At 63.8% G+C, this 19,768-nt stretch carries 17 protein-coding genes; 1 reads left to right on the forward strand and 16 read right to left on the reverse strand.

Annotated elements, in window-relative coordinates; all coding sequences use genetic code 11:
* Position 1: 1 nt before the first annotated feature.
* The 3 genes from U8326_RS06575 to U8326_RS06585 all read right to left on the reverse strand — a co-directional run bounded on the left by U8326_RS06575 (position 2) and on the right by U8326_RS06585 (position 2,577).
* Positions 2–967: a hypothetical protein gene (locus tag U8326_RS06575; protein ID WP_324743099.1), complete on the reverse strand. Its 966-nt coding sequence runs from the start codon at positions 965–967 to the stop codon at positions 2–4.
* A 34-nt stretch (positions 968–1,001) separates the two neighbouring features.
* A complete protein-coding gene (locus U8326_RS06580) occupies positions 1,002–2,177 on the reverse strand; it encodes a hypothetical protein (protein ID WP_324743100.1) in 1,176 nt (391 codons plus the stop codon).
* Positions 2,178–2,277: 100 nt separating this feature from the next.
* The gene (locus U8326_RS06585; protein ID WP_324743101.1) at positions 2,278–2,577 is read right to left on the reverse strand and encodes an Hpt domain-containing protein; all 300 of its coding nucleotides are present in this window, start codon (positions 2,575–2,577) and stop codon (positions 2,278–2,280) included.
* A 68-nt stretch (positions 2,578–2,645) separates the two neighbouring features.
* Between U8326_RS06585 and U8326_RS06590 the strand changes: the two genes are divergently transcribed.
* Complete coding sequence (locus U8326_RS06590) at positions 2,646–5,297, forward strand: ATPase (protein ID WP_324743102.1); 2,652 nt, start codon at positions 2,646–2,648, stop codon at positions 5,295–5,297.
* A gap of 22 nt (positions 5,298–5,319) precedes the next feature.
* On the opposite strand, the gene U8326_RS06595 is transcribed toward U8326_RS06590, so the two are convergent.
* The 13 genes from U8326_RS06595 to nuoF are packed head-to-tail and all read right to left on the reverse strand — an operon-like array spanning position 5,320 to position 19,766.
* Positions 5,320–5,622 carry a DUF1467 family protein gene (locus tag U8326_RS06595; RefSeq protein WP_324743104.1) on the reverse strand — a complete coding sequence of 101 codons (303 nt, stop codon included), beginning with the start codon at positions 5,620–5,622 and terminating at the stop codon, positions 5,320–5,322.
* Between the two features lie 5 nt (positions 5,623–5,627).
* Positions 5,628–7,274, reverse strand: a complete 1,647-nt coding sequence (locus tag U8326_RS06600; protein WP_324743105.1) for a ribonuclease J — start codon at positions 7,272–7,274, stop codon at positions 5,628–5,630.
* A complete protein-coding gene (locus U8326_RS06605) occupies positions 7,271–8,050 on the reverse strand; it encodes a type III pantothenate kinase (protein ID WP_324743106.1) in 780 nt (259 codons plus the stop codon). Before U8326_RS06605 ends, U8326_RS06600 begins: the two co-directional genes overlap by 4 nt.
* 14 nt (positions 8,051–8,064) lie before the next feature.
* Entirely contained in the window at positions 8,065–8,772 is a 708-nt protein-coding gene (locus tag U8326_RS06610) for a biotin--[acetyl-CoA-carboxylase] ligase (RefSeq protein ID WP_324743107.1), read from the reverse strand.
* A 7-nt stretch (positions 8,773–8,779) separates the two neighbouring features.
* Positions 8,780–10,243 (reverse strand): NADH-quinone oxidoreductase subunit NuoN, encoded by a 1,464-nt coding sequence (nuoN, locus tag U8326_RS06615; RefSeq protein WP_324743108.1) that lies wholly within the window; start codon positions 10,241–10,243, stop codon positions 8,780–8,782.
* Positions 10,243–11,844, reverse strand: a complete 1,602-nt coding sequence (locus U8326_RS06620) for an NADH-quinone oxidoreductase subunit M (protein WP_324743109.1) — start codon at positions 11,842–11,844, stop codon at positions 10,243–10,245. The genes nuoN and U8326_RS06620 overlap by 1 nt, the downstream gene beginning before the upstream one ends.
* 52 nt (positions 11,845–11,896) lie before the next feature.
* Positions 11,897–13,987, reverse strand: coding sequence for an NADH-quinone oxidoreductase subunit L (nuoL, locus tag U8326_RS06625; protein ID WP_324743110.1), 2,091 nt, complete (start codon positions 13,985–13,987; stop codon positions 11,897–11,899).
* A 6-nt stretch (positions 13,988–13,993) separates the two neighbouring features.
* Positions 13,994–14,299, reverse strand: coding sequence for an NADH-quinone oxidoreductase subunit NuoK (nuoK, locus tag U8326_RS06630; protein ID WP_324743112.1), 306 nt, complete (start codon positions 14,297–14,299; stop codon positions 13,994–13,996).
* A 13-nt stretch (positions 14,300–14,312) separates the two neighbouring features.
* Entirely contained in the window at positions 14,313–14,930 is a 618-nt protein-coding gene (locus U8326_RS06635; RefSeq protein WP_324743113.1) for an NADH-quinone oxidoreductase subunit J, read from the reverse strand.
* A gap of 15 nt (positions 14,931–14,945) precedes the next feature.
* Complete coding sequence (gene nuoI / locus U8326_RS06640; protein ID WP_324743114.1) at positions 14,946–15,431, reverse strand: NADH-quinone oxidoreductase subunit NuoI; 486 nt, start codon at positions 15,429–15,431, stop codon at positions 14,946–14,948.
* Positions 15,428–16,474 carry an NADH-quinone oxidoreductase subunit NuoH gene (nuoH, locus tag U8326_RS06645; protein ID WP_324743116.1) on the reverse strand — a complete coding sequence of 349 codons (1,047 nt, stop codon included), beginning with the start codon at positions 16,472–16,474 and terminating at the stop codon, positions 15,428–15,430. The genes nuoI and nuoH overlap by 4 nt, the downstream gene beginning before the upstream one ends.
* The gene (gene nuoG, locus U8326_RS06650; protein WP_324743117.1) at positions 16,471–18,474 is read right to left on the reverse strand and encodes an NADH-quinone oxidoreductase subunit NuoG; all 2,004 of its coding nucleotides are present in this window, start codon (positions 18,472–18,474) and stop codon (positions 16,471–16,473) included. Before nuoG ends, nuoH begins: the two co-directional genes overlap by 4 nt.
* Positions 18,474–19,766 carry an NADH-quinone oxidoreductase subunit NuoF gene (nuoF, locus tag U8326_RS06655; protein ID WP_324743118.1) on the reverse strand — a complete coding sequence of 431 codons (1,293 nt, stop codon included), beginning with the start codon at positions 19,764–19,766 and terminating at the stop codon, positions 18,474–18,476. The genes nuoG and nuoF overlap by 1 nt, the downstream gene beginning before the upstream one ends.
* Positions 19,767–19,768 lie beyond the last annotated feature (2 nt).

The raw sequence follows: 19,768 nt of genomic DNA on the forward strand, positions 1-19,768 counted from the left end.
ATCACGCCTCCGCCAGCGCAATCGAGGAATCCGAAAGCAGCTCCGCCGCGCGATCCGGGCCGACAATCTCCATTCCATCCGGAATCGCAATTTCGGGATGCAGCACCGCAAGCTGCGCGAACACCGCTTCCCGTTCCAGTCCAGCGGACCGCAGGGACAGCAGCAGCCGGGCCAATTGATCCTCATGCGTCGAAAGAGCGACAAGCCGCCGGTCCTGCCCGGATGCAAGCGCCATGGACGTAAGGAACAATGCCACGCCGGAATCGGAAATGTTCAATCCGCTCGCGGCGCCCTCCTTGAAGCCGGTGACAAGCCGGGCCATCAGGCCAAGCCGGCTGCGTCCTTCGTCAAAGGCATTGCGCAAATCCCGTTCGACCGCCGTGACGGCTTCGGCATCCGCTTCGGACGCGACGGCCGACCAGGCTTGCAGCACTCCGTGAAGCAGATCGCCGGGCAATTCCGTCAGCGGCAGTTCCATCCGCCGCTGCTGCTGGACGAACCTCGCCTGAGAGGCCAGAAAGCCCATCGCAATCTCGGCATTATCCGCATCGTCCGACGCCACAAGGCGTTGCAGCATGGGCGACAATACCGGGTCCAGCCCCCCGCTCCGCTGCAATCTTTCGGCCAATTGCCACTCGATCGCCAGGGAATGCGCATGGGTGAGCGCCACTGCGTTGGACGCAAGCACCGCTTTCAGAGGGCCTGACCTCTGTTCGACGAAGTTCCCGCGATCCTCCACTCCGGATTTCTCGGCCAGGAAAGTCAGCAACTGGCTCTCCACATGCGACAGCATGCCCCTGATGCGCGCGAGAACGGCATCGCTGAAAATCGAACGATCGTGATTGGCCAGAAGATGCCCTAGCACCTGCTTGGCCGAAACAATCAGCTCATCGCCGCGCGCAAGTTCTTCGCGCAGCGCGAATTCCACGGAATCGTCGGCAAGTTCGGTCGTGGCGGCTTCCATCATTCCCACGCCATATCAGCTTGTAGTTAAGCCTGCGTTATCTTTGTCGAAGGTGCTGAATCACGACGCCGCCGACAAGCCCGGCCACGATGATGAGCTGCGCCACCGGCAGGATGGTGCCCGTGGCCGCCGCGGCGGCAAGCGCCAGCCCCAGCACCCCGCGATCACTTGCAAGGGCTATCCAGGTGGCAGGCAGGATCGTCGCCAGGAGCCGCAGGAGCGCGATCAATGCGATGCCCGCGAAAATGCCATCACGCAATTCGCCCTGCCCGGCCTGAACCGCGCAGGCGGCGATTGCCGCGATGCAGCCATCGAGCAGCCATACCTGCACCCGCTCCAGCAGCGGGTGGCCGACGCCTGCATCGCGCGATGCCGCTTCGAGGCGATACAGGCCCGATGCGAACTGGGCGGCAATGAACGACAACACCGTGAGCAGGAAGCCCAGCGCGGGGGAAAAGCCCAATCCCAGCGCAAGGCCGCCCAGCGCAAGAATGGGCGCGATCGCCAGATAGGCTCCCACCCGCCTGCCACGACGCAACAGGGCTACGCCGAACGTGGAAAGCAGAATTTTCGCGAGAGAGGAAAAGGGGGAAAAGCCGGCCGTCTGCGGCAAGTGGCGCCTGAGCCATGAAGGCTCCAGCGCCGCCGCCTGTTCCTGCCGCGCCACCAGCGGCCATCTGCCTTCCGCGAGAACGGCATCAGGCAGAGGAATTTCCGGCACACGGGACTGGAGCGCTATCCGCAGCAACGAACCGATCACATCGCAATCGGGCGGAAGCTCGGCAAGCCGCTCGACCAATCGGCCCGGCATGGAGAGGGCGCCGGCCCAGGCATGATTGAGATCCACCCGTTCAAAACCCGCAGGTATCCCCGTTTCAGCCGGCAGGACCAAAACGCCGCTATACTTTGAAAAAAGCTCGAATACCGAGCTTTCGAGAGGGAGCAGCCCTTCGGCCAGCACCAGCAATTCATCCGTGGCGCGCAGCAGCCCCACCAGAGGCCGGGGGCCGGTCACTACATGAAATCTTGCACCCGCGGCCTCGCAGCGATGCTGTAGCGGCAGCAAGGGCTGGTGCAGGTGATCGGCCAGGCAGACGATTCGCTCGCAACCCAGCGCGAGCGCGAGATCGAGCTGGCGCAAGGCGATGCTGCGCCCCGCGAACTCGATGGAAGCGCGATAACCGCCATCGGCGCCGTCGCTCGGTATGGTCATGGAAAGAAGGGCGACACGCACCCGCAGAGGCTCCCGAAATTTCGCGCAATCTAGGCAGGCGCGTGCCTCCTGCCAAGCAACTCAATGCCGAAATAGCGTGTCAGCCGGGAAATTCGTCGAGGAAATTCTGCAATCTGCGCACCACCGTGGGGTCGCCGGGGGCCAATTCGAGCGCCTCTTCCGCCAATTCGATCAGCGATTCCGCATGGAAGCTGCTGGCCAGCCCCTTGAGCCGCATTGCCGCCACATTCCAGTTGCCGTCGCAGCGGGCCCGGCGCAGCAGGTCTATATGGTTTTCCAGGCTTTCCCGAAAAGCAAGGCGCAACTCGGCCAGCAAGGCAACGTCGTCGCCCGCAGCAGCCGCAAAAGTCGCGTCGAGAGCCCCATTTTCATAAGCCATCCGATCCGCCTAGCGAAGGAAGGTTAAAGCGGGGTTTATCGCTTTCAAAGGCGTGATATGCTGTCGCCATGACTTCAGGGACGCGCATCGCATCGATCGGGCCGGATTCCGAAATGCCCGAACGCTCTTTTTCGCCAGAGGGAGAACGGCCTGAGCCGCTCGAACTCAGGGACGCGATAGAAGACGATGATGCGATAGAAGAAGCGGCCTATACGATGGTCCAGGAAGAGGATTTCCTGCTGGCACAGCGCCACCGGTGGATCATCCCCGCCCTTGCCGTCGCAGCCGTAGCAGGCTGGACTGCATTCTTTCTTTGGGCGCATCGCGCCGCGATCCTGGCTGGCGCCTCCCCGGAACGATGGGCGGGCTTGATCGGCCTATGGGCGATCCCCGTGCTGCTTGTAGTGGCCTTGTGGCTGCTCGCCATGCGCAACAGCCATCGCGAGGCTGTCCGCTTCGGCATCACCGCGCGATCTCTTTCCGAAGAATCCCAGCGGCTGGAGCAGCGGCTGGTCACGGTGAACCGGGAACTGAGCCTTGCGCGCGAATTCATCGCCTCCCAATCGCGCGACATCGAATCCCTCGGCAGGGTTGCCTGCGAAAGGCTCTCCCAGCACTCCGACCATCTGGCGGGATTGATTTCCCATAATGGCGAGCAGGTCGATGCCATCGCTTCCGTCAGCACCACGGCTCTGGAAAACATGAACCGCCTGCGGGGCGAGCTGCCGGTCATTGCCAATTCGGCGCGCGATGTCACCAACCAGATCGGCAATGCAGGCCGCACCGCGCACAGTCAGCTGGACAGCCTTGTCAGCGGATTTCACCGTCTGAACGAATTCGGCGAAGCGAGCGAACGCCAGGTTCAATCCCTGAAAGCCCAGATCGATGCCTCCCTTTCGGCGCTCGATGCCCAGGCCGGCAAATTGTCCGAGGCTACGGATGCGCGCTTCGGCGCCTTGACCGAGCGGATCGAAGTATTTCGCGCGCAGCTGGACGCTCAGGAGGTGGAAACTCTCGCCGCCATTCATCGCCGCGCCGAAGCCTTGACCTCGCATATGGCGGGCAGCTTCGCCAGCCTGGCGGAGCAGGAGGAAAAAGGGATAGAAGCGCTTCGGACGCGGCTGGCCGCGCTCCGCGAGGAAGGCGCCGGGCTGTCCGATCAATTGCGCCAGAGTGAAGAGCAGGCGCTCGATCAGTGGCGCGCCTCTGTCGAAAGGCTGCGCACCGGCCTGCGCGCCGCGCTCGAAGAAATCGCGCGGATCGACAGCGCATCGCTGGAATCTTCCCAGGCAAGGCTCACGGCCCTCGAAGAAGAAGCAATCCGCATCAACGAAAGCCTGGCCGAAAGCAGCCGCACATTTCTGTCGGCGATGGATCAGCGCCACGCCGAAAGCGAAGCGCATCAGGTGGAAGCGATAGCGCGGCTTGAAACCCAGCTTGCGCATCTCGATTCCGAGCTGGAAAGGCGGAGAGCGGATCAGGCCGATCACGGGGAAGCGCTTGCCCTGCATGGGGAGCGTCTGGCGGAGCGGATTACCGAAATCGGGCAGCACGTGGCCGAAGTCGCCGCGCAAGGCGAGCGGGTCGAGGCCAGCCTGGCACAGGCCATCGCCACCTTGGCGGCAAAGCTCGCGGAAAGCCGCGCCGCATTGGACGGAACGGACGGCCAGATCGCGCAACTCACCGACGCCAGCGTCCGCCTGCTCGAGATCATCCGGGCCGGCGCCGAGCATAGCCGCGAGGATCTGCCGGAAGCGATCGGGCTGGCCCACTCCCGCCTCGAAGCGGTCCATGCCTATTCCGAACAGCTTCGCATGATGCTGATCGAAGCGGAAGAAAAAGGGCGCTCTCTTTCCGAGCATGTGCTCGCCGCCCAGCGCGACGGTCGCGCCAGCCAGGAGGAAACGGAGGCTTTTCACAGGCGGATGGCGCAAGAGGCCCAGGATCAGGCCAATGCCGTCGAAACATTGCGGCAGGCCCTGCAAGGTTTTGCTGCCGAAAGCCAGAATCTGGCGGAACGCAACCAGGGCCAGTTGCAGGCGGCGATCGACCAGTTGCGCGAGGCGGCGAAGGCTGTCGCCGCGGAACTGACCGAAGGAACCCGCGAAACGATCGGCACGCTGGCCGAACGGATCGGCGAGGAGACTTCACAGGCAATCGACCGCGCGGTGCGCGTGCGCACCACGGAAGCCATCGGCCAGTTGGAACAAAGCGCCGCCCATGCCAGCGGCATCAGCCGCGAAGCCGCCATCCAGCTTCGCGATCAGCTTGCAAAGGTGGACGAACTGGCCGGCCATCTGGAAAAGCGTGTTGCACATGCGCGCCAGCGTGCCGAAGAACAGCTCGACAACGATTTTTCGCGCCGTGTGGCGCTCATCGCGGAATCGCTCAATTCCAATGCGATCGACATCAGCAAGGCCCTGTCCAATGAAGTGAGCGATGTGGCCTGGTCATCCTATCTCAAGGGCGACCGCGGCATTTTCACCAGGCGGGCCGTTCGGCTGCTCGACCATTCGGAAAGCAGGGCAATCGCTCAGATCTATGAACAGGACAGCGATTTCCGCGGACATGTGAATCAGTATGTGCATGACTTCGAAGCCATGCTTCGGCAATTGCTCTCGACGCGGGATGGCCATGCGCTCAGCGTGACCTTGCTGTCATCGGATATGGGCAAGCTCTATGTCGCGCTTGCGCAAGGCATCGAGCGCCTCAGGAACTGACCGGGTTCCGTTCTGCGCCTTGTCAGTTCCGTTCTGCGCGCGGTTGCAGGTCTATATCCGGCGGGGAACCGAAGAAATTGAGGTCGTCCACTCCGACCCAGCCGTTGACGTAATTCGCGTAATACAGGCCACACAGCACCGCCGCCAGAATTGTCGCAACGAAGCAAATTCTGCCTGGGCGGAAATTCGCCGGCGCGCTGTCAGCCTGGCCGGGTACCTTCTCGATGCCGGCCTCGTCATGGGTGCGCACTCCGAACGGCAAGAGGAGGAACGCGCTCATCACCCAGAACAGGCAGTAGATCGCAAGAATGGAAGTCCATTTCATCGCAGCTACTCCCCGGCCAGCAAGACCCGCACTTGCGGTTTCTTGCCGCACCAGCGCTGGGCGGCGCGCCTTGCCGCAAGCCGGGCCGCCTCCATCACGCTTTCCCGATCCTTCCGGGCACCCCCTCTGAGCTTGGCGATCGCAGCCGCCACATCGTCTTCCGCCTCGGAAACGAACTCGTCGTAGTCCTCGTCCAGCGGCAGGCCGATTCCCGTGACCTGCCCCGTCCCGCGAGCATCCTCCACGGCGACAATCAGCAAGCCGTCCCGCGCCATCCGCCGGCGCATCGTGATCGCTTCGCCATCGGCCGGGACAATGATGTCACCGTCCAGCACCAGCCTGCCGGCGCGGACTTCGGCCAGCTTTCCGGGTTTTCCCGGAGCGAGCCGCACGATATCGCCGTTCTTCTGGAATACCGCCGACGGGATTCCGTTGGCCCTGCCGAGCCGCGCCTGCTCCTGCATATGGCGGATCTCGCCATGCACCGGCACCAGCACCTGCGGCCTGAGCCAACCATAAAGCGCTTCCAGTTCGGGCCTGCCAGGATGCCCGGATACGTGAATGTCGCTTTGCCTGTCCGTAACCATCATGATCCCACGCTCGGCAAGGCGATTCTGGATTCGGCCGATCGCCAATTCGTTGCCGGGGATCTGGCGGCTGGAGAACAGCACGACGTCGCCTTCCTCAAGGCTTATCGGATGATTGTCTTCGGCGATGCGCGCCAGGGCGGCACGGGGTTCTCCCTGGCCACCCGTGGCCACAATCAGCACTTCTCCACGGGGGAGGTCCATGGCGCGGTCGAAATCGATAACTTCGGGAAAGTTGCGCAAGTAACCATTGGCTTGTCCGACCTCGATGATCCGGTCGAGGGACCGCCCGGCCACGCACAGTTCCCGCCCGGTCGCCCGCGCCACCTCGCCCAGGGTCTGGAGCCGCGCGACATTGGAGGCGAAGGTCGTGACCAGCACCCGCTTGCCGCGATGGCGGCCGACCTCCTCCAGCAGGCCCTTGTAGACGGCCCCTTCCGAGCCGGACGCATCGGCATTGAACACATTGGTGGAATCGCAGACCAGCGCGAGAATGCCCTGGTCGCCCAGTTCGACCAGTTCGTCCTCGGTCGCCGGCTCGCCGATCAGAGGCTCCTCGTCCAGCTTCCAGTCGCCGGTATGGAACAGCGTGCCATAGGGCGTCCCGATCAGCAGGGCGTTGCCTTCCGCGATCGAATGAGCCAGCGGCACATAGGAGATGTCGAACGGGCCGAGCGCGAAGCTGTCCGGGCCTTCGACCACGTTCAGTTCCAGGTCCGTCACGCCCGCTTCCTGCAGCTTGCGCCGGACGAGTTCGGCGGTGAACGGGGTGGCATAGAGCGGCACGCCCAAATCCGCCGCGAAATAGGGCACCGCGCCAATATGGTCCTCATGCCCGTGGGTGAGCACGATCCCGAGCAGGTCGTCGAGCCGCTGCTCGATGAATTCGAGATCCGCGAAGACCAGATCCACCCCCGGATATTCGTTGCCGCTGAACGACATGCCGAGATCGACCATCAGCCACTTGCCGTCGCAGCCGTAGAGATTGACGTTCATGCCGATCTCGCCGGAGCCGCCCAGCGCAAGAAACAGCAGCTCCTTTTCCGGCGTAAAATCCTTTTTCACGCCCGGCTCGCCCTTTCGGCCAGAAGCGCCAGCCCTTCCAGTGTCAATTCCGCATCCACCGCGTCGAAGATGTTCGTATGCTTGTCGAACAGGATCGCCAACCCGCCGGTCGCGATCACCTTGGCGGGGCGGCCGATCTCGCTGCGAATACGGGCGATCAGGCCTTCCATCATCGCCACATAGCCCCAGAACACGCCGATCAGCATCTGGTCTTCGGTATTGCGCCCCACAACGCTGTCGGAGCGAGGCGCTTCGATCGCGATTCGCGGCAGCTTGGCGGTGTTGCCCACCAGCGCGTCGAGCGACAGGTTGATGCCGGGGGCAATGATCCCGCCCTTGTAGGCGCCATTGAAATCCACGATGTCGAAGGTGGTGGCGGTTCCGAAATCGACGACGATCAGGTCCCCCGGATATTTCGTATGCGCCGCAATCGCGTTGACCGCGCGATCCGCACCGAGCGAGCGCGGCTCGTCGATGTCGATCTCTATGCCCCATTGCGCCACGCCCTCGCCCGCGATCAGCGGGGAGATGCCGAAGTATTTTTCCGAGAGAACCGTGAGATTGTGAACCGCGCGAGGCACCACCGAAGACAGGATGACCTGATCGATCTGGCTTGAACGAATCCCCTCGATCTCCATCAGCTGGACCAGCCAGACCGCATATTGGTCGGCCGTGCGCCGGGGGTCCGTGGCGATCCGCCAGCGCGTCCTGATCTCCTGCCCCTCGAACAGGGCAAAGACGATATTGGTATTTCCGGCATCTATCGCCAGCAGCATATGGGTTCACTCCTTCAGGCGATCACATCGCCCGCATGGATGACACGTGCGGTCCCGTCCGCCAAGCGCAGTCGAAGCGCCCCGTCCGGATCGAGCCCATCGAACGCGCCAGCGGCCTCATGCCCATCCGGCTCCTTCACCGTCAGCATGGCGCCGATGGGATGCGCCATGGCCAGCCAGCGTTCGAACAATCTGTCCTTGCCCAAGGCCCGCCATGTTTCGAGCTGGGCGCCGAACCGCGCCGAAAGCCCGGCGGCGAATATATCCCGATCCGGCGCGGGGCCAAGCACGCTGAGGGCAATCGTCCGGCGATCCGGCAGGTCGGGGGCCTGCGCCAGATTGACGCCCATTCCCACCACGATGGACCGTCCTTCCCCTTCCAGCAGTATTCCCGCCAGCTTCGCGCCCGAAAGCAGCAGATCGTTGGGCCATTTCAGCATGAGGCCGGCGGGATTCGCCAGACATTCGGCAACCGCGTCATACAAGGCCAGCGCCGCCACGAAGGACAAGGTGGGCGGCGGCGGATCGTGAGGGCCGACATGCACCACGGTGGAGCCCATGAAATTGCCCGAGCCATCCTGCCAGATGCGCCCGGAGCGCCCCCGGCCCGCATCCTGCCGGTCGGCGACCAGCCAGTAGCCCTCCGCAACAAGCTCCCCGCCCCGCAGCCTTGCAATGAGATCTGCGTTTGTGGACCCGGTTACGGAAACAAACTCGATCAAATCCGGCTCAGGGCGCGAAGAACAGGGCTGCCGAGGCCTTGTCGGCGAGCGCGCCGAGCCAGCGGGTCAGCAAATAGCCCAGCGGCGAAATGAACAGCGCGGAACCTGCGAGAAGAAGCCAGTGCGCCCAGTCGCTGCCGCCCTGCACGGCGCCCGCCGGCTCGTCGAAATACATCACCTTGACCACCTTGAGGTAGTAGAAGGCGCCGATCACCGAAGCGGCGATGCCGATGGCCGCCAGGGGAACCAGATTCGCCTCCACGGCGGCCTGGAACACCACGAACTTGCCCCAGAAGCCCAGCAAGGGCGGAATCCCGGCAAGGCTGAACATGACGGCCGCAAGGCAGAGCGCGAGCAGGGGCTTGCTGCGCGAAAGCCCGGCGATGTCGGAAAGGCCCTCGAGCGGAGTGCCATCGGCTGCCTTGAGCATCAGGACCGCGACGAAACCGCCAATCGACATGGCCACATAGATGGCGAGATAGACCAGCATGGCCGACGCGCCCTTCGGCGTGGCGGCGGCAAGGCCGATCAGGATGAAGCCGACATTGTTGATCGAGGAATAGGCCAGCAGCCGCTTGAGATTGGCCTGGCCGATGGCGCCCAGCGCGCCCACGATAATGGATGCCAGCGCCGCGAAGATGACGATCTGGCGCCATGCGTCCGCCTGCGCGCCGAACGCATCCAGAGTGACCCGCATGGTCAGCGCGAGCGCGGCCACCTTCGGAGCCGTGGCGAACAGCATCGTGACCGGGGTCGGCGCGCCTTCATAGACGTCCGGCGTCCACATATGGAACGGCACCGCGCTGACCTTGAAGGCCAGCCCCGCCAGCACGAAGATCACGCCGAACAGCGCACCGTGCGAAAGATCGCCGGACAGGGCCGCCCGGATGCCCTCGAAGCTCGTGGTTCCGGTAAAGCCGTAGGTCAGGCTCATGCCGAACAGCAGGATGCCGCTGGCAAGCGCGCCCAGCACGAAATATTTCAGGCCCGCCTCGGCCGAGCGATCGTCGGTGCGGAGGAAAGCCGCCAGGACATAGGCGGCAAGGCTGTTGAGCTCCAACCCGATATAGAGCGTCAGCAGATCCGTGGCGGACACCATCAGCCCCATGCCGAGCACGGCAAACAGCACCAGCACCGGATATTCCGCGCGCATCGCCCCGGCCCGTTCGAAAAACGCGGGAGCGATCATCAGGGCGGCGGCACCCGCGACATAGATCAGAATCTTGGCGAAGGCCGCAAAGGCATCCGCGCGGAACTGGCCGGCGAAGGCGACCGTATCGGCGCCCAGCGCGCCGCCGCAAAGCGCGGGCGCGGTGAGAAAGGCGCAGGCGGCCAGCGCCGCGACCGCGGCGATGCTGATCGCGCGGCTGGCCTTGTCGCCGAACCAGGCGGCGGCAAGCAGCAGGACCAGCCCGGAAACGCTCAGGACGATTTCCGTGACGATCAGGGCAAGGGAGGCTTGAAAGTCCATCAGTGCGCTCCCCCCTGCGCGGCATGGGCATCATGTTCGGCATGTCCGGACGGCTTGGGCTTGCCCATCGCCAGCTTGGCGTCCCCCTCGGGCGCGGCACGGGCGACGCGCGCATCCAGCGCGGCGATGTCCTTGCGCATCGGCGCCAGAAAACTTTCGGGATAGACGCCCATCCACAGGACCGCGGCGGCAATCGGGACGAGCATCAGCAGCTCCCGCTTGTCGACATCCGGCATCGCGGCGGCATCGGCATTCTTCTGCTCGCCGAATGCGACGCGGCGATAGAGATAAAGCATATAGGCCGCGCCCAGGATGATGCCCGTGGTGCAGACCAGGGCGACCCAGCTCGAAACCTGATAGATCCCGGCCAGCGACAGGAATTCCCCAACGAAACCGCTGGTTCCCGGCAGACCGATCGAGGCCATGGTGAACAGCAGGAAGAACAGCGCATAGCGTGGCATGTTGATGGAAATCCCGCCGTAACGGTCGATTTCCCGCGTGTGCAGCCGATCGTAGATGATGCCGACGCAAAGGAACAGCGCGCCCGCCACCAGCCCGTGGCTCAACATCACGATCATCGCGCCTTCCAAGCCCTGCACGTTGAAGGCGAACAGGCCGATGGTGACGATCCCCATATGCGCAACCGAACTGTAGGCGATCAGCTTCTTCATGTCGTCCTGCACCAGCGCCACCAGCGAGGTGTAAACCACCGCGACCATCGACAGGACGAAGATCAGCCAGGCGAACTGCGCGCTGGCTTCCGGGAACATCGGAAGCGAAAAGCGGATGAAACCGTAGCCGCCCATCTTCAACAGCACGCCGGCCAGCAGCACAGAACCCGCCGTGGGAGCCTGAACGTGCGCATCGGGCAGCCAGGTATGGACCGGCCACATCGGCATCTTCACCGCGAAGCTGGCGAAGAAGGCCAGCCACAGCCAGGTCTGCGCGCGCGGCGGGAAGTCATAGGCCATCAGCGTCGGAATGTCGGTCGTGCCAGCCTCGTTCACCATCCACAGCATCGCGATCAGCATCAGCACGGAGCCGAGCAGCGTGTAGAGGAAGAACTTGTAGCTGGCGTAGATGCGGTCCTGCCCGCCCCAGATACCGATGATGAGATACATCGGGATCAGGCCGGCTTCGAAGAAGATGTAGAACAGGAACAGGTCCTGCGCCGCGAACACGCCGATCATCAGCACTTCCATCAGCAGGAAGGCGGCCATGTATTCGCCGACCCGCTTCTCGATGGAAAGCCAGCTCGCGCCGATGCAGATCGGCATCAGGAACACGGAAAGGATGATGAGCATCAATGCGATGCCGTCGATGCCCAGGGCCCACGAGAAGCCGGCGAAGATCGGCGCGCGTTCCACGAACTGCCATTGCGCGCCGCCGATATCGAAATTGGCCCAGAGCACGATCCCGAGGACGAGATCGACCAGCGTGGCCGCCAATGCGATCGTCCGGGCGGCCTTCGCCTCCGCGAACAGGCACGCCACCGCCGCCGCGAGCGGCACGAGCAGCATTACGGAAAGGATTGGAAAACCGTCCACTAGAAAACCCCGTTCGGACCGAGGCCGGCGAGGCCCCGCCCTTTCTTCGGACATGCGACGAGGGAAGAGAGAGCCTCCCCCCGGCCGGCTGGCAAGGCAAGGCGCATCACTGCACCATCACCCAGCTGACGGCGCCTACCAGCCCGAGCAGCATGACCAGGGCATAGCTGTAGAGATAACCCGACTGGACCCGCTGGGCATAGGTCGATCCCTTCGCCACGGCCCAGGCCGCGCCGTTCGGGCCGAAGCGGTCGATGATGCCGATATCGCCGATCTTCCAGAACTGGCGGCCGAGCCAGAAGGCAGGGCGCACGAACAGGAAGTGATACAGTTCGTCGAAATACCATTTATTATACAGGAACGCGTGAAGCTGCCGGAAACTGGCGACGAAGGCGGCCGGAAGCGCCGTGTTGCGGATGTAGGAATTCCAGGCCAGGCCCAGGCCGATCAGCATCACGATGCCCGGGGTCAGCTTCACCCACAGCGGCACTTCGTGGATCGCGTGGATCAGGTGCTCGTTGTAGAAGATGCTGCCGTTCCAGAATGCAGCTTCGTCGATGAAGGCATGGTGGAACACGAAGCCGGCCAGGACCGCGCCCAGCGACAGAACCGCCAGCGGCGCGAGCATCGTCCAGGGGCTTTCATGCGGGTGGTAGCCGCCCGTTCCATCGCCGTGGCCGGCATGGTCGGCGTGCCCGTGATCCTCATGGGCATGGCTAGGGGCATGGGCAGAGGCATGAGCATCATCGCCCGCATGATCGTCATGTCCGTGGCCAGCCTCTCCATGGGCGTCATGCACCGCATGCTGGATATGCTCGCTTTCGATCCAGCGCGGCTTGCCCCAGAAGGTCAGGAACATCAGGCGCCAGCTGTAAAAGCTGGTCAGCAGGGCCGCGAAGCTGCCCACGAAGAAAGCGAAGCGGCCGAGTTCGGTCCCGCTGCCGAAGGCGGCTTCAAGGATGGCGTCCTTGGAATAGAAGCCCGCGAAGCCGAACACGCCGAGGATGCCGACGCCGGTGATCGCCAGCGTGCCCGCCATCATCGCCCAGAAGGTGAGCGGGATATGCTTACGCAGCGCGCCGTAATAGCGCATGTCCTGCTCGTGATGCATGGCGTGGATCACCGAGCCGGCTCCCAGGAACAGCAGCGCCTTGAAGAAGGCGTGGGTGAACAGGTGGAACATCGCCGCGCCATAGGCGCCGACGCCCGCCGCGAAGAACATGTAGCCCAGCTGCGAGCAGGTCGAATAGGCGATCACCCGCTTGATGTCCCACTGGGTCGTGCCAACCGTGGCGGCGAAGAAGCAGGTCGCCGCGCCGATGACGGTGACGAAGGCCAGCGCGGCGGGCGCGGCCTCGAACATCGGGGACAGGCGGCAGACCATGAATACGCCGGCGGTGACCATGGTGGCGGCGTGGATCAGCGCGGAAACCGGGGTCGGGCCTTCCATCGCGTCGGGCAGCCAGGTGTGAAGGCCGAGCTGCGCGGACTTGCCCATCGCGCCGATGAACAGCAGGATGCACAGCACCGTCATCGTGTCGAGGCGGTAGCCGAGGAAGCCGATGGTCGAGCCGACCATGCCGGGCGCGGCTTCCAAGATCGCGGGGATCGAGGTGGTCTGGAACACCAGATAGGTCCCGAAGATGCCCAGCATGAAACCGAGGTCGCCCACGCGGTTGACCACGAAGGCCTTGATCGCGGCGGCGCAGGCGCTGGGCTTGCGGAACCAGAAGCCGATCAGCAGGTAGGACGCGAGGCCCACCCCTTCCCAGCCGAAGAACATCTGCACGAGGTTGTCCGCCGTCACCAGCATCAGCATGGCGAAGGTGAACAGGCTGAGATAGGCGAAGAAGCGCGGCTGGTCCGGGTCCTCCTCCATATAGCCCCAGCTGTAGAGGTGGACGAGCGCCGACACAGTGGTGATGACCACCAGCATGATCGCGGTCAGCGTATCGACCCGCAGCGCCCAGTCGAAAGTCAGGCTGCCCGAATGCACCCATTGCAGCACCGGCGTGACGCCCGGCTCCGCGCTTCCCGTGAGGAACTGGATGAAGATCGGCCAGCTCAGCGCGCAGGACAGGAAAAGCCCGCCGGTCGTGACCAGCTTCGCCGCCGTATTGCCGAGCGCGCGATTGCCCAGCCCCGCGATGATGGCGGCCAGCAGCGGCGCGAAGACGATGATCGGAATGGATGACACGGTGGCTTACCCCTTCATCCGGTTCACATCGTCGACCGCGATAGAGCCGCGGCCACGGAAATAGATCACCAGGATCGCAAGGCCGATGGCCGCTTCGCCGGCAGCCACGGTGAGCACGAACATCGCGAAGACCTGCCCCGTCAGATCGCCCAGAAAGGCACTGAACGCGACCAGATTGATGTTCACAGAGAGCAGGATCAGCTCAATCGCCATCAGGATGACGATCACGTTCTTGCGGTTGAGGAAAATGCCGAGCACGCCGAGCACGAACAGGATCGAGCTGACCACGACATAATGTTCGATGCCGATCATAGCTTGGCCCCCCTCATAGCTTGACCCCCTGGCCCACTTCCGGCCGCGTGTTGACGGTTGCCTCGTCCGGGCGGCGACGCACCTGCCTGGCGATGTTCTGCCCGCGCACGTCCGAACGCTGGCGATGGGTCAGGACGATCGCCCCCACCATCGCGACGAGCAGGATGATGCCCGCCGTTTCGAACAGGAACAGGTAGCGGCCATACAGCAGCGCGCCGATCGCCTTGATGTTGCTGACATCCAGCGGGGCGGCGGCGGTGCCGTCCGGCGTGCCAAGCTCCAGCGCCCCGGCCCGGTATGCCCCGATCCCCAGCACCAGCTCGGCCAGCAGGACCAGCGCGATCGCGATGCCCAGCGGGAAATTGCGAATGAAGCCGGCGCGCAGTTCGGCGAAGTCGATGTCCAGCATCATGACCACGAACAGGAACAGCACGGCGACCGCGCCGACATAGACGATGACCAGCAGCATCGCGATGAATTCGGCGCCGACCAGCACCATCAGCCCGGCCGCGTTGAAGAAGGACAGGATCAGCCACAAGACGGAGTGAACCGGATTGCGCGCCATGATGACCAGCGTGGCGGATGCAACGACCAGAGTGGCGAAGAGATAAAAGGCGAGTGTCTGAATCATCGTCAGGCGCGGCCCCTAGCGATAGGGCGCATCGGCTTCAAGGTTCGCGGCTATGGCCCGCTCCCACTTGTCCCCGTTCGCCAGCAATTTTGTCTTGTCGTAGAGCAGTTCCTCGCGCGTTTCGGTCGCATATTCGAAGTTCGGCCCCTCGACCACCGCATCCACCGGGCAGGCTTCCTGGCAGAAGCCGCAATAGATGCACTTGGTCATGTCGATGTCGTAGCGCGTGGTCCGCCGCGAGCCGTCCTCGCGCGGCTCCGCCTCGATCGTGATGGCCTGCGCCGGGCAGACAGCCTCGCACAGCTTGCAGGCAATGCAGCGCTCCTCGCCGTTGGGATAGCGGCGCAGCGCATGTTCGCCCCGGAAACGCGGGGAGAGCGGGTTCTTCTCAAAGGGATAGTTGATCGTCGCCTTCGGCTTGAAGAAATACTTAAAGGTCAGCGTATGCGCCTTCACGAATTCCCAGAGGGTGAAACTCTTGATGAAATGTGCGACGCTCATGCCCCGTACCTCGTGAACATAAGATAGCCGGAAACCAGCACCACGAAGAGCAGGCTCATCGGCAGGAAAATCTTCCAGCCCAACCGCATAAGCTGGTCATAACGATAGCGCGGGACGGTGGCCTTCACCCAGCTGAATATGAAGAAGAAAGCGAATATCTTGATAAACAGCCAGAGCCAGCCCGGAATCCAGTAGAGGAACGGGAGTTCGAGCGGCGGCAGCCATCCGCCGAAGAACAGCACCGCGTTGAGGGTGCACATCAGCAGCACGTTGGCATATTCGCCCAGCCAGTAGAGCGCGAAGCTCATCGAGCTGTATTCGGTCTGGTATCCGGCGACGAGTTCGGATTCAGCCTCGGTCAGGTCGAACGGCGCGCGCGCGGTCTCGGCCAAGCTGGAGATCAGGAACAGCACCCACATCGGGAACAGCAGCGGATTGAAGACGAACCCGTTGAGGAAACCGAACACATGGCCCTGCTGCGCCTTCACGATCTCGTTCATGTTGAAGGTCCCAGCCCACAGCACCACGCAGATCAGGATGAAGCCGATGGAGACTTCATAGCTGATCATCTGGGCAGCGGCGCGCATGGCGGAGAAGAACGGATATTTGGAATTGGACGCCCAACCCGCGATCACCACGCCGTAAACGCCCAGCGAGCTGACGGCGAGAATGTAGAGCAGGCCCACATTGATGTCGGCCAGCACCGCGCCGGAATTGAACGGGATCACCGCCCAGGCCATCAGGGCGACGGTGAAGGTGATGATCGGCGCGATCAGGAACAGGCCCTTGTTCGCCGCGCTGGGAACGATGGTTTCCTGCAGGAACACCTTCAGACCGTCCGCGAAAGACTGGAGCAGGCCGAAGGGGCCGACCACATTGGGGCCACGCCGCAAGGCCATCGCCGCCCAGATCTTGCGGTCCACGTAAATAATCATGGCCACCGCCAGCATCAGCGGCAGGGCGATCAGCAGGATTCCGCAAATGGTCGCGACAAACCACGCCCATTCGTAATTCATGCCGATGGTCTGGAAGAAGGCCGTCATTCCGCCGCCTCCGCCAGATCTTCCCCATGCAGCAGTTCGGCCGAACAGCGCTGCATCACCGCACTGGCCCGGCTGATCGGGTTGGTCAGGTAGAAATCCTTGATCGGATAGCCGGCGATCGAGCCGGAGAACGCGCCGCCGCCCGAGGGAAGCGCGCCGTAATCCGCCAGCCCCTCCTCGCCCAGCGCGGGAACTTCCGCGATCATCGCGGCCTGCAATTCGCTGAAACTGTCGAAACCGACGTCCACGCCCAGCGCATCGGCCAGCGCCCGCAGGATCGTCCAGTCCTCGCGCGCGTCGCCGGGGGCGAACACCGCCTTGTCGGCGAACTGCACCCGGCCTTCGGTATTGACGTAAGTGCCCGGCTTTTCGCTGTAAGCGGCGGCCGGCAGCACGATATCGGCGGCATGGGCGCCCTTGTCGCCATGATGGCCGATATAGACCTTGAGGCTGTCGGCGAACTGGCTGAAATCGACCTCGTCCGCGCCCAGCGCCAGCAATAGCTTCGGCTTGGCCCTGGCAATGTCGGCAATCCCGCCCTTCTGCGCATAGCCGAGCATCAGGCCGCCCATCCGGCTTGCCGCCATGTGCAGCACGTTGAACCCATTCCAATCGTCCCGCACGAGCTTGAACTTGCCCGCCAGCGCCAGCAGCGGCGCAAGCGCCCCCTTGGCCAGGCCAGCGCCGCCGAGGATGACCGCCGGACGCTCCGCCTTCTCCAGCGCTTCGGCCAACGCGGCCGGAAGATCGTTGAGGACGGGCAGGTCTTCGCCCAGGAAAACCGCCGGGAAGGTGGTTTCCCATTCCGGCCCCACGATGAATATCTTCGCGCCCCGCTTCGCCGCCTTGCGCAAGCGGACATTCACCAGCGGCGCTTCCCAGCGGACATGGCTGCCCACGATCAGGATGGCGTCGGCCGTCTCGATCCCGGCCAGCGTCGAATTGAAATTCACCGCCGCCAGATTGGACACGTCGTAATCCAGCCCGGTCTGGCGCCCTTCGAGCAGATCGGAGCCGAGCGCGCCGGCCAGCTTCTTGGCCGCGAACATGGTTTCGCAATCGAGCAGGTCGCCGGCTATCGCGGCGACGCTGCTGCCCGGCTTGGCCTTGGCGATGGTCTTGAACGCCTCGTCCCAGCTTGCCTGCTGCAGCTTGCCGGACTTGCGAATCCAGACCTTGTCGAGCCGCCGCCTGGTCAGGCCGTCCACCATGTAGCGGCCCTTGTCGGAGAGCCATTCCTCGTTCACGTCGTCATTGACGCGCGGAAGCGCGCGCAGCACTTCGCGGCCCCGGCTGTCCAGCCGGATATTCGCACCGACCGCGTCGGACACGTCGATGGACAGGGTCTTCTTCAATTCCCAGGGCCGCGCCTCGAACGCATAGGGCCGGCTGGTGAGCGCGCCCACCGGGCACAGGTCGATCACATTGGCCGAAAGCTCATGCTTCGCGGCCTTTTCGAGATAGGTCGTGATCTGCATGTTCTCGCCGCGATAGAGCGCGCCGATCTCGTCCACCCCGGCCACTTCCTCGGAAAAGCGCACGCAGCGGGTGCAGTGAATGCAGCGGGTCATCACCGTCTTTATCAGCGGACCCATGTATTTCTCGGTCACCGCGCGCTTGTGCTCGTGATAGCGCGAACCGCCCCGGCCATAGGCGATGGACTGGTCCTGCAGGTCGCATTCGCCGCCCTGGTCGCAGATCGGGCAATCGAGCGGGTGGTTGATGAGCAGGAACTCCATCACCCCTTCGCGCGCCTTCCTGACCATTTCGCTGTCGGTGCGGATTTCCTGGCCATCGGCGGCGGGCAGCGCGCAGCTTGCCTGCGGCTTGGGCGGCCCGGGCTTCACTTCGACCAGGCACATGCGGCAATTGCCGGCGATGGACAGCCGCTCGTGATAGCAGAAACGCGGGATTTCCTTGCCCGCAAGCTCGCATGCCTGCAGCACGGTGGCGCCTGCGGGAACCTCGATTTCCTGGCCGTCTACGGTGACTTTAGGCATTATTCGGCAGCCTCCTGCAGGGCGCCATGGCGTTCGGTGATCCGGCGTTCCAGCTCGGGGCGGAAGTGGCGGATCAGGCCCTGGATCGGCCAGGCGGCCGCATCGCCCAGCGCGCAGATGGTGTGACCTTCGACCTGCTTGGTGACCTGCTGCAGCATGTCGATTTCCTCGACCTCCGCATCGCCCATCCGCAGGCGTTCCATCACGCGGTACATCCAGCCGGTGCCTTCGCGGCACGGGGTGCACTGTCCGCAGCTTTCATGCATATAGAAATGGCTCAACCGGCTGATCGCGCGGACGATGTCGGTGGACTTGTCCATCACGATCACGGCGGCGGTGCCGAGACCGGAGCCCAGCTCCTTCAGCCCGTCGAAATCCATCGGCGCGTCCATGATCTGCGCCGCCGGAACCAACGGAACCGACGAGCCGCCCGGGATCACGGCCAGCAGATTGTCCCATCCACCGCGAATGCCGCCGCAATGCTTTTCGATCAGCTCGCGGAATGGGATGCTCATCTCTTCCTCGACCACGCATGGCTTGTCGACATGGCCGGAAATCTGGAAGAGCTTGGTGCCCTTGTTGTTGTCCCGCCCGAAGCTGGAGAACCACGCCGCGCCGCGCCGCATGATGGTCGGCGCAACCGCGATCGATTCCACATTGTTCACGGTCGTCGGGCAGCCATAGAGGCCCGCGCCTGCCGGGAACGGCGGCTTGAGACGCGGCTGCCCCTTCTTGCCTTCCAGGCTTTCGATCATCGCGGTCTCTTCGCCGCAGATGTAGGCGCCCGCGCCGCGATGGACGAAGACGTCGAAATCGTAGCCGGAACCGGACGCGTTCCTGCCCAGCAGGCCGGCGGCATAGGCTTCGTCACGCGCGGCGAACAGCGTTTCAGCCTCGCGGATATATTCGCCGCGAATGTAGATATAGGCCGCCCGCGCGCCCATGGCGAAACCGGCGACCAGCGCGCCTTCGAGCAGCTTGTGCGGATCGTGGCGGATGATCTCGCGATCCTTGCAGGAACCCGGCTCGGATTCGTCGGCATTGATGACGAGGAAGCCCGGACGATCCGGATTGGGTTCCTTGGGCATGAAGCTCCACTTCATGCCGGTCGGGAAGCCCGCGCCGCCGCGCCCGCGCAAGCCGGAGGCCTTGACCTCCTCGATGATCGCATCGCGGCCCTTGGCCAGGATGTCCCTGGTGTTGTCCCAATCGCCGCGCGCCTGCGCTTCCTTCAGGTTCCAGGGCTGGAACCCGTAGAGATTGGTGAAAATGCGGTCCTTATCGGCGAGCATCT

The organism is Tsuneonella sp. CC-YZS046 (assembly GCF_035581365.1).
Taxonomy (GTDB): Bacteria; Pseudomonadota; Alphaproteobacteria; order Sphingomonadales; family Sphingomonadaceae; genus JAWKXU01.